Origin of the sequence: Amphibacillus sediminis NBRC 103570, assembly GCF_001552275.1 — a bacterium.
Lineage (GTDB): Bacteria > Bacillota > Bacilli > Bacillales > Amphibacillaceae > Amphibacillus_B > Amphibacillus_B sediminis.
Window position 1 is genome coordinate 387,636 of the sequence record NZ_BCQW01000001.1, and the last position, 11,181, is coordinate 398,816.

General features: G+C 39.4%; 8 protein-coding genes and 1 other annotated feature. Of the genes, 1 reads left to right on the top strand and 7 read right to left on the bottom strand.

Annotated elements, in window-relative coordinates:
• Nucleotides 1-14: 14 nt before the first annotated feature.
• The 5 genes from ASE01S_RS01925 to ASE01S_RS01945 form a co-directional block, all read right to left on the bottom strand.
• Nucleotides 15-1,511: a PilX N-terminal domain-containing pilus assembly protein gene (locus ASE01S_RS01925; protein ID WP_067837444.1), complete on the bottom strand. Its 1,497-nt coding sequence runs from the start codon at nucleotides 1,509-1,511 to the stop codon at nucleotides 15-17.
• An 8-nt stretch (nucleotides 1,512-1,519) separates the two neighbouring features.
• Complete coding sequence (locus tag ASE01S_RS01930; protein WP_067837447.1) at nucleotides 1,520-1,939, bottom strand: PilW family protein; 420 nt, start codon at nucleotides 1,937-1,939, stop codon at nucleotides 1,520-1,522.
• A complete protein-coding gene (locus ASE01S_RS01935) occupies nucleotides 1,932-2,393 on the bottom strand; it encodes a type IV pilus modification PilV family protein (RefSeq protein WP_067837449.1) in 462 nt (153 codons plus the stop codon). Before ASE01S_RS01935 ends, ASE01S_RS01930 begins: the two co-directional genes overlap by 8 nt.
• A 354-nt stretch (nucleotides 2,394-2,747) precedes the next feature.
• The gene (locus ASE01S_RS01940) at nucleotides 2,748-4,043 is read right to left on the bottom strand and encodes a bifunctional folylpolyglutamate synthase/dihydrofolate synthase (RefSeq protein WP_067837451.1); all 1,296 of its coding nucleotides are present in this window, start codon (nucleotides 4,041-4,043) and stop codon (nucleotides 2,748-2,750) included.
• A 320-nt stretch (nucleotides 4,044-4,363) separates the two neighbouring features.
• Nucleotides 4,364-7,012, bottom strand: coding sequence for a valine--tRNA ligase (locus ASE01S_RS01945; protein ID WP_067837455.1), 2,649 nt, complete (start codon nucleotides 7,010-7,012; stop codon nucleotides 4,364-4,366).
• Nucleotides 7,013-7,152: 140 nt separating this feature from the next.
• Nucleotides 7,153-7,393: a binding site (T-box leader), on the bottom strand.
• A 138-nt stretch (nucleotides 7,394-7,531) separates the two neighbouring features.
• Here ASE01S_RS01945 and ASE01S_RS01950 point away from each other — a divergent pair.
• Nucleotides 7,532-7,720, top strand: coding sequence for a YszA family small membrane protein (locus ASE01S_RS01950; protein ID WP_067837458.1), 189 nt, complete (start codon nucleotides 7,532-7,534; stop codon nucleotides 7,718-7,720).
• A gap of 489 nt (nucleotides 7,721-8,209) precedes the next feature.
• Here the strand turns inward: ASE01S_RS01950 and ASE01S_RS01955 are convergent, their stop codons facing one another.
• Together ASE01S_RS01955 and hemL are read right to left on the bottom strand one after the other, a co-directional pair.
• The gene (locus ASE01S_RS01955) at nucleotides 8,210-9,688 is read right to left on the bottom strand and encodes a LysM peptidoglycan-binding domain-containing protein (protein ID WP_067837460.1); all 1,479 of its coding nucleotides are present in this window, start codon (nucleotides 9,686-9,688) and stop codon (nucleotides 8,210-8,212) included.
• Nucleotides 9,689-9,868: 180 nt separating this feature from the next.
• Nucleotides 9,869-11,164: a glutamate-1-semialdehyde 2,1-aminomutase gene (gene hemL, locus ASE01S_RS01960; protein WP_067837462.1), complete on the bottom strand. Its 1,296-nt coding sequence runs from the start codon at nucleotides 11,162-11,164 to the stop codon at nucleotides 9,869-9,871.
• Nucleotides 11,165-11,181: the final 17 nt, after the last annotated feature.

An 11,181-nucleotide genomic window follows, 5' to 3' on the forward strand; every position in this document is an offset into this window, starting at 1 on the left:
GAAGCCCCCTTTCCCTAGTTTTGCTCTCTAATTGGCTGACCAATGATCAGGTCATCACGACCAATTCGATCATCTCGATTCGGAATTTGAAATGGAAATTCCTCGAGATTAACTTGCTGATACTCCACTGAAACCCCTCCAGTTCCATTTAAGCTATCTGCAATTAAAGCGCCAGAGACATTAGCACCGCCTATTAAATTAACCTCAGCATAGGGGGCAATCACAAACGAATTCGCATGTGCACCTCCTTGATAGGTGATTTGTTTCCCTCCACTTAATAAATACCCTTTAATTCTAGCACCTTCTTCAATTACCATATCCGCTTGCCGGCTAAACAGTGATCCATTGATTGCTTGACCTCCTCCTAAAATAATGGTCTCTTGTCCTCCATAATAGAGATTTAACTGAGAAATCACACCTGAATAATTTAATTGACTAGCGCTACCAAACGTTAGTTTGTTTTTAATAAAGAAATTGACTGTTCCCCCACCTATTAATTGAATATGTCCATTACTGGCATCTAAATGATCAAGTACGATGTTCCATTCAGCTCCCTGGGTGTCTATAATCAACGTGTTATTTGATCCCAACACAATTTGATTAAAGCGAAGGTGATTAGCTAGTTTCAAAACATAGTTATTCGCCTGCCAACTATTTATATAAAGGCTACCATTGTTAATAACTTTAAATTCATTATATTCATTACCAATTGTCTGATCAGCTGGATAATCGTATGAAGGAAAATCAGGAAAGCTATCAGCTAGCTCCTGATAAATATCCCAAGGGATTTGCTCTTGCATCGCGTGAACATCTGGATGATCGTCTGGATAATAATCTGGTTTATTTACAACACGATCATCAGCATTGGCTGGTAAGAAGGTTTTACCTTGATTCATTCGAGCATTTCCGTTAAGCATTAGTGCATTCGCTTCGATAGAGTCCAAATAAACATCCCCTACAATCCTAGGACCATTCGTTAAATATAACCGATTTCTTAGCATAACAGCCATACCATGCGCTATCGGAAGCCGTCCTCCTTGATTTTTATCAATCCAGCGGATCGAAAAATCTTTTTCAACCGTCCGGCTGCGTTGACCTAATTTACCTTTTGCAGTCAGACGATATCCCCTCGGATTATCATGGTCAAGCTGTTCAATGGTAATGCTGACCTGTGGCTGTTCGCCAAATTGTTTCTCGAAATCTTGATCAATCGATTGATCGATTTCACTGATAAAGATATGATCAAGTGTGCTAAAAAAGCTAGTTTGATCATCACGTAATTGATAGACCTGCTCAACCACTGTCGTGATTTCGTTAAAGGCTTGGTTTGCACCCGCTTCGGCAATATAGTAGGTTGATTGATAATCGCGATCCGTGACCGTTAATTTAACATGAGCAAATGAAACAGTGGCAATCGCCGTCCCTAAAATAGATAGTACAAGTAAAGTCATTAAAACGAGAAGTAGACTAGCGCCACGCTCATTTCTAAGCCATTTCAAGATTTTGCTCATTTAATCACCTACTTTCGAAAATAAATGGTGGTAGCCAGCTTGCTTTCAATATGGCGCAGATTAGCTGTACTCTCAATACTTACTTCAATCCCTTCTGCTAAAAGCACGACATCGAACGTGCTAATCTCGTTACTTAACACTTGCCCATTTCGATAAACCGTTTGATTTTCAAACTGATACGTATTCGTTCCTACTGCCAATGCATCTTGATCAATCGAGATCGACTCTGCAGAAACAGCACGAATATCTGTCGTCAACTGACTCATGAGCTGACGTACCTCTGCCATCTTATCGATCTCATCTATTTGATAGATAAATTGCTTCTGCCCGAAAAGATGAGTAGAGCCAATTAAGGTAATAACGACAGATATGATTGCCAAAACACCGAGTAACTCAACTAGTGTTATTCCACGCTCATCCTTAACCACTCGTATCTCCTCCTGCATGCACCACCAGCTTTGTTTCGATTTGGGCTTGCTTAACATTTTGTTGATCATAGGTCTTGACTAATACCCTATATAAATCTACCAATCTATTATTTTCTTGATCAATGACAGGTTCAATTAACACGTCCATGCGGTATCCGGCATAGCTAACAGTCATTTGATCTGCTTGACTTGTGCGATGAAACTGATCTGCCTCTAAACGTAATTGTTCAATCCATGCTTGATAGTCGACATCAATGGATTCATGATAGACAGTTTCAACATATCGTTGAGTGGCATAGGTGGCATCCATCATTTGTTCAGAAACCTTGGTGGACTTAGCAGATTGAATAAAAAAAGCTAGAAATGTCATAATCACAATCGACAATATCGTAATTGAGCCTAGCAATTCAATTAAGGTTAGGCCGGTTTCATTCTTAATCCACGTTCTCTCCATTTTTTTGCACGCCTTTCCTATTAGTAACTAAACGCTTACGTTCATTTAGTATGTCAAACAACAATCAAATGCGGCTTAGCGTATTTGCGCCCAGATCTTATCGAGCGAAGTTCGATTATTTTTCTTTGAAAATCTGTGGCATCCACCGGAGGCTTTAACTTTATTCAGACGGGATTTTCCCTCCATTGAATGGCATACAATAGACATTGATCTCACCACTTATAAAAGTGGGAGACTGCTGCTGAATGAAGTTAAACAAAATTACCCATCATTAAGTATTGTAACCTCAATCTGATCAAGGTAGCTATGTAGTATTCACCGATACGTTATATCCTTAGTCTTTAGTATAGTGTTTTACTTCGAACTAGGCAATACCATTGTCTCAATATATTCCCTTACTTTTCCAACGAAAGCGAGTGAACCAGAGACAAAAGTCACGACGTCGTTATCATCTGCTAAAAGCGTTCGCTTAATATATGCCTGCCAATTCTCTTCTTTTGTCTTAAACGGGTGATCCGACAATTGATAGAGTGCGTCCGTTGTCATAGCTCGCTCATGCTCAAAAGTCGTGAATGTTATCTGATCAAAAGATTGATCAAGTTGTTGAACCATTGCTGTTAATGGTTTATCTTTGAATGCTGCAAATAGTAACTGTTTGCGATCGTTAGCAAATTGTGATTCAGCCGTCTGCACAAATGCTTTGATACCTGCTACATTATGCGCGCCATCAAGAATAATGGTTGGATTCGTGTGAATCGTTTCAAATCGAGCAGCTAACGTTGCCTTAACTAGTCCGGTTTGGATCTGCTGATCTGTAATAACAAATCCTTGATTTTTCAATAAAAATAACGTTTGTACGGCCAAGGCCGCATTCTCTACCTGATGCTTACCAGCTAGTGCTAGTTGAAAAGCTAAACGATCTTGGCTATCTTTAGTTTCAAAAAGGAAAACATTATCATGATTTTGTTTTACCTGAAAATCCTCATGAAGTGAATAGCATTTTGCCGCTTGATTCAAAGCTTCACTGTTGATGACCCGCATTGCTTCTTCTGGCAATGCCCCGACTACAACCGGACAGCCGGGTTTGATAATACCTGCTTTATGATATGCAATCGATTCGAGTTGATCCCCTAAAAAATAAGTATGATCATAGTCGATTGAGGTGATGATTGAGACAACAGGTATTAAACAGTTTGTCGCATCCATTCGCCCACCCATACCGGCTTCAACCAACACTACATCGGTTGAATCAGCAAAATACTGGTAAGCAATGGCAACTAAAATTTCAAAATTGCTAGCAGGATTTCCATGGCAATCTAGTTGTTCAATGACAGTTGCTAAACGATTCGCATACTTCAGATAATCTTTATCTGAGATGTATGCATGATTGATCGAAATCATACCCTGCCGGTTAGTTAAACTTGGCGACATAAATGTACCAACATTGTATCCCGAGCAAATTAATACCGATGCTAAATAGGTAACCGTTGAACCCTTTCCATTTGTTCCAGCAACATGAATCGCTTTAAGTTTTTGTTCGGGGTGATTGACTGCATCTAACAATATCTCCATTCGTTCTAATCCAGGTTTAATTCCGAGTTGATCACGTTGATTGAGAAAATGTTCAAAAGCTTGCTTTGTTTTAAACACGATCATCCACTCCTGTCTCTATCATCATAATAGGTTTTGGCGGGTCTTCTATTTCACGAGATAAAGTGAAACTTTCGTTCAGTGGGGTTTCGACGCATAGGATGTGCTCGTGCAGACGTTGCGACACGACGTCGCGAGCCTTAGTCAGCTTCCTCTTCGCACACTGAACGTTAGTTGAACCAATCGGGCCGTTACTGGCTGTTGGATCTCCTACTTAGACATGACATGTTCCCTTATACTTTAACAGCTTGAATCAGCTTAGGATATAGTATACCAGCAAAAAACTCAAATGGATGCTTCGCACCCATTTGAGCTAATCCTTAATTATTTTTCAATTCTTCTAGGCGAGCCATCACCTTTGCCCGCTTATCTAAATAGTCAGCTTCTTTTTGCTTTTCTTCAGCAACAACTTTTTCTGGGGCTTTCTTGATAAAACCTTCATTGCTTAACTTTTTCTGAACCCGATCCACTTCTTTATTTAACTTTTCTAGCTCAGCTGTTAAGCGTTCAATCTCCTTCTCAACATCAATTAATCCTGCCAGTGGTAAATAGAGCTCTGCTCCAGTTACAATAGCTGACATTGACTTCTCTGGCACTTCACTATTGAGATGAATCGTTAATTCGTTTGTGTTACAGAAGCGCTCAATATAATGACGGTTAGACTCAAGCTGCTCAGCGATATCTGCATGATCTGGCTTTATCACAAGAACAATAGGCTTTGACAATGGGGTATCCACTTCTGCTCGAATATTTCTTACTGAACGAATAATTGCAACAAGACGTTGCATCTCTGAAGCAGCTTGTTTATTCGTATAGGCTTCGTTAACTTTTGGCCATACCGCTTGGGTAATCGACTCACCTTCATGTGGAAGGTGCTGCCAGATTTCCTCTGTTACAAATGGCATAAATGGGTGGAGCATACGTAAAATCTGATCCAATACATAGACAAGAATGGATCGTGTTGACTGTTTAGCCGCCTCATCATCGCCATAGAGCGGCAGCTTAGCCATCTCAATATACCAATCACAGAAATCATCCCAAATAAAGTTATACAAATAACGTCCAGCTTCACCAAAATCATAACGATCGGTATGACGATTAACTTGATTAATGGTCTCATTTAGGCGTGTTAGAATCCAATGATCGGCAACATTTTTATCCAATGTAAGATCGATATCCTGCAAAGTCATACCTTCAGTATTCATTAAAACAAATCGAGAAGCATTCCAGATTTTATTGATAAAGTTCCACGTTGATTCTACCTTTTCCCAATGGAAGCGCAAGTCCTGACCTGGTGTAGAGCCAGTTGCCAGGAAATAACGTAATGAGTCTGCCCCATATTTATCGATGACATCCATAGGATCAACACCATTGCCTAATGACTTACTCATTTTCCGCCCTTCTGCATCGCGGACTAACCCGTGAATTAACACGTCATCAAATGGACGCTGGTTGGTAAAGTGCTTAGATTGAAAAATCATTCGAGCTACCCAGAAGAAAATGATGTCATAACCAGTAACCAGTGTACTAGTAGGGAAATAACGATTAAATTCTTTATCCTCTGTATCTGGCCAGTTTAATGTTGAGAACGGCCATAATGCCGAAGAAAACCAAGTATCCAAAACATCTGTATCTTGCTCCCAATGATCAAAATCAGCCGGTGCTTCTTTGCCAACATAAATCTCACCAGTATCCTTATGGTACCAAGCTGGGATGCGATGTCCCCACCATAATTGACGAGAAATACACCAATCTCTAATATTATCCATCCATCGTAGATAGGTGCCTTCAAACCGCTCGGGAACAAAGTTTACTTTTTCCGCTTGATTTTGTTGAAGCTTTACCGCTTCGTCTGCTAACGGCTGCATTTTTACAAACCACTGAGTCGATAAATAAGGTTCAACAACAGCTCCACTACGTTCAGAATGACCAACTGAATGAACGTGCTCTTCGATTTTAAATAAAACGCCTTGCTCTTGGAGATCTTGAACAATCTGTTTTCGGCACTCAAAACGATCCATTCCCTCGTATTTGTCAGCATTTTCGTTCATTGTACCATCTTCATTCATCACCAATATACGTTCTAAATCATGACGGTTGCCAACTTCAAAGTCATTTGGATCATGAGCTGGCGTAATTTTAACGACACCAGAACCAAACTCTCTATCAACATAGTCATCAGCAATAATCTCGATTTCACGACCGACAATAGGTAAAATCACTTTCTTGCCAATTAGGTGTTGATAGCGCTCATCTTTTGGATGAACAGCTACAGCTGTATCGCCCAACATCGTTTCTGGACGTGTTGTTGCAATTTCAATATGTCCTGAGCCATCTTTTAATGGGTACTTCATATGGTAGAAGTGACCTGTCACTTCTTTATGAATAACTTCTATATCAGATAAAGCTGTTTGGGTTACAGGATCCCAATTGATAATATATTCACCACGATAAATTAACCCTTCTTGATAAAGTTGGACAAATACTTCTTTAACAGCTTCTGATAAGCCCTGATCAAGCGTAAATCGCTCTCGAGAATAGTCTAAGCCCAAACCTAGCTTCTCCCATTGCTTGCGAATAAATGAGGCATATGACTCTTTCCATTCCCAAGCTTTTTCCAGAAACTTTTCTCTACCGAGATCATAACGACTCGTTCCTTCTTCCCGTAGCTTTGCTTCCACTTTTGCCTGTGTCGCTATTCCTGCATGATCCATCCCTGGAAGATACAAAACATCATAGCCTTGCATCCGTTTGATTCTTGTAATAATATCTTGTAACGTCCCGTCCCACGCATGACCAATGTGGAGTTTCCCTGTTACATTTGGTGGTGGGATCACGACAGTATAAGGCTTTTTATTAGGATCATGCGTTGCTTGAAAAAACTTGCCTTCTAGCCAAAATTGGTAGCGTCCTGTCTCAATAGTGCTTGGATCATACTTCGGTGGTAAATTATGACCTTGATCATTCATTTCATCTTCCTCCTTTATTCAATAAACACAAGTCTAGCTTAGCTAAATCTCCTTTTTCAGCTTCTTTATAAATCAAGTTAGAACATTTTGACATAGCTGAATATGCCGAGCCATTCAAAATAAAAAACCCTTTTCGTCCTATAAAGGACGAAAAGGGTTGAGCAATCCGTGGTACCACCTTTGTTTATAGCCTATCATTGACTATACACTTCATTTTGATAACGGCTTTAACCGGTTTAACCTAGTAGTCATTGTAATATGACGTTCAGTAAAACTACATCCAAGGCTACCTTCCACTGTCAGTGACTTAGAAATCTTCCAGCTAGTGATTTCCTCTCTGTCAAGTGTAAACAATGTACTCTTCCTCTTCATCGTATTTTATTCGTTTCATTTCGTTTTGATATCGTTTATTTTATCCAAAAACAAGTTAAAAAGTCAACAGGGATTTAACAATTAAATGCTACATCCACAAACATGATGCATATAATACACCAAAAGGCGAATAAGAGAGGTGGACATATGGCTCGCTTTTATCGTTATCGGTTGCCACCATGGTGTCAAAAGTGGCTAATCATAATTGAGCGTTGTTTAATTCCAATTATCGTTGTACAAGTGATTCGGACCTTGCTCTTCCCAACGACACTTGACGTTTTTTTGACTGGCCTGTTTATCGGTATTTATGTTGCTTTTTATCTTAAATGGATTTAATTCAATAAGCTCATCCACACTATCCTAGATGATTAGCTAAGGCATGCAAAAAGCCAATTCAACGAGCTCTTGAATTGGCTTCTATCATGTCTTTCATCTCTAAAGTAAATCATTGTACAACTTTCTACTTAACGTTTTTTAAATAAATAAAGGGAGAAAAAAGTATTTTAAAAAGACCCTCTTACCACTACGTCCGTTACATCGTAGTATCCACATCTTAAGTCTTCGGTGATTATGATTACTATTCTGAATCTAATATATTGCACAAATCTTCCCCTCAGATTTGAATTGATAAGCGATGATATCGGATGCTCTATACGATCATCATCAACTTCTATAATCATACACCTATTCTTGAAGATAGTTTTTTTAGTCAATTATCAACAGCTAGCTTTAACAAGCTTTCAAAAAACACCAAAAGATTCAGTGCCCTTTGGTGAATTTGCAAAAGCCCAAGTTAAGTTTAACTTGAGCTCTATTATGATTAAATTAGTTTGGTACATAAATGACTTGCCCCTGATAAACCGAAGTGGTCTCTAATCGATTAGCTTCTTGAAGCTGAGACAAGTTCAACCCATAACGATCAGCTATTACATCTAATGTGTCATCATTTTGAACAATATACATTTTCATTTGTGAATAACGTTGTTCATCCTCTTGATCATCATCAAACAAATCTAATAAATAAGTTGGTCGATCTAGCTGATCTTCTTGATTGTCAGTGCCTTCTTCCGCATCCTGTTGCTCGTGTTCCCTTTTAGCTGAAGCTTGCTTGCTGTTGTGACTAACATTAGCTTTCGCTTCTGATTGGGATTTTTCTTGTTTTTTTCCTACTACTACTTCAAGTTGGGCATCTTTATTAGCTTCTTCGATAGTGTCTTCAGGTTGAGCGTCCTGTTCTTCTTTCTCGATTCCCAATTCAGAATGATCATTTCTATCATTATTTTCGTTTGCTGATTCAGGGTGGTCACTTCTATCATTTTTCTCAATTCCCGATTTAGATTGGTCACTTCTGTCATTTTTTCCGGTTATTGGTTCAGCCTGATCACTTTTATCGTTTTTCTCAATTCCCGATTCAGATTGGTCACTTCTGTCATTTTTTTCGGTTATTGGTTCAGCCTGATCACTTTTATCGTTTTTCTCAATTCCCGATTTAGATTGATTACTTCTTTCATTTTTTTCGGTTATTGGTTCAGGCTGATTACTTTTATCGTTCTTCCCGACTATCGTTTCAAGTTGTTTTTCTCGATTATTTTTCTCAACTGTCGTTTCTGATCGATCATCTTTTTCAGTTACTAGTTCAACTTCCGCTGAGTTATTACTTTGCACGCTATTTTGATTTTCGCTAGCCTCTACTTCTTGCTGATCCGCTTTTTCCCGTTTAATATCTGCAGCGACAGGCTGTGTATCCTCTTTATATTTTATATCAAATTCAAATGGTTCATCTTCAGACAGATCTTTTTGATCAAACGGTTCTGTATTGTCTTCCTTATCTGTATGGGGCAACTCTTCTTTAATCCGCTTCGTTGGTTGATGCTCTAATCCATGAATCAACACCGTTGCTTCTAATTCTAATTTACAGGCGTCTGGAAGGCGATAATCAAAGCTATCGATACTTACAGATAGATCATCGAGCCGCTTGATACGTTCATGCGGAATCGAAATATCAACGGGGAAATGATGAACAAATTCAAAAATACCATCCTCATCATGTTCAACTCTTTTCATATAACGAGCATTAGCCATTTCAGGTTTATTAATTGTGTCCTGGGAATCTAAATCTGCTGGTAAATATTCCCCGGTTAATACAATAATTCCTCTTATCGAAATATAATCGGGATAACTCTGGATGGTGATTTCTGGATCAAGTCCGATGCCAAGCATCTCTGCGACGCCTTCATTCTGTCGAAGCGCTAACGTTTCACATAGCTCAAATTGAAAAGCGCTATTATCTTCTTGTGCAGCCATTTCCTTTCCTCCTTTCAACTCAACAAGTCCTCTCCTAACAGTTATATGTTTATTCTAAGAGAATATGCCAAGTTGTCAGTGGTCGAGCTATGGCTAACACCTTACATTAAGCTAATTTAACTTTGTTCAATTGAGCAACCATTATACTAATTTTGCATTCAAAAAACATCATTTATACAACTATAAAGCTGCTTTTATTTTTGCAAAAGCACGATCAGCAGCTACAATAGTTAACTCAATATCTTCTTTCGTATGAGCCGTCGATAAAAAGACTCCTTCATACGGCGATGGCGGTAAAAAGATACCTGCCTCAATCATAGCCTGATAGTACTTTTTGAAATAATCATGATTAGATTGTTGCGCTATCTGGTAATCTGTCACAGGTTGTTCATTAAAGAAAAAGCCCACCATTGAACCTGCACGATTAACTTGAAGTGAAATCTGATGTCGCTTTGCAGCTTGCTGATAACCCTTAACCAACTGTTCAAGCCGTTGATTTAAGATCTCATATGCCTGTTTGTCAAGTGCGGAAAGTGTCGCAAGTCCAGCGGTCATCGCTAATGGATTTCCCGATAAAGTACCTGCTTGATAGACACTGCCTACTGGCGCTACCCATTCCATTATATCGCGTCTGCCGCCATAAGCTCCAACCGGTAGCCCGCCTCCAATTACCTTCCCGAGACAAGTTAAATCCGGAGTGACATTATAGTGACCTTGAGCACTATGGTAACCGACCCGAAAACCTGTCATTACCTCATCAAAAATAAGTAAACTTCCAGCATCACGTGTTAGCGTTCTTAGCTCCTCCAAAAACCCAGGGTTTGGTGGGACAACGCCCATATTTCCAGCTACAGGCTCAACAATGACTGCCGCAATGTCTGAATTAAATTGGTCAAAGGCATAACGAACACTTGCTAAATCATTATACGGAACAGTAATGGTTTGCTCTGCAACACTTTTAGGAACACCAGGACTGTCAGGAAGTCCAAGCGTCGCAACACCCGAACCTGCTTTAATTAGTAAAGAATCGCCATGGCCATGATAACAACCGACAAATTTAATGATTTTAGAACGACCCGTATACCCTCTTGCTAAACGTAACGCACTCATTGTGGCTTCTGTACCAGAATTGACCATTCTAACCATTTCAATTGAAGGTACACGTTCAATAATTAGTGAAGCAAGCTCATTTTCTAACCGTGTCGGGGTACCAAAGCTTGTCCCGCCTTCCACAGCCATTTTAAGCTTTTCTACCACATGAGGATGAGCATGACCAAGAATTAGTGGTCCCCAACTTAATACATAATCAATATAGCTTTGCCCGTCAATATCGGTAATGCGTGAACCTGACCCTCTTTCCATAAAGATTGGATTCATTCCTACGGCTTTAAAAGCACGCGCAGGTGAATTAACACCACCTGGTAGTAATTCTTTAGCCGTTTGATAGGCTTGGATCGATTCGTTAAATACCTTCATGACCTTGTCTCCTTTTC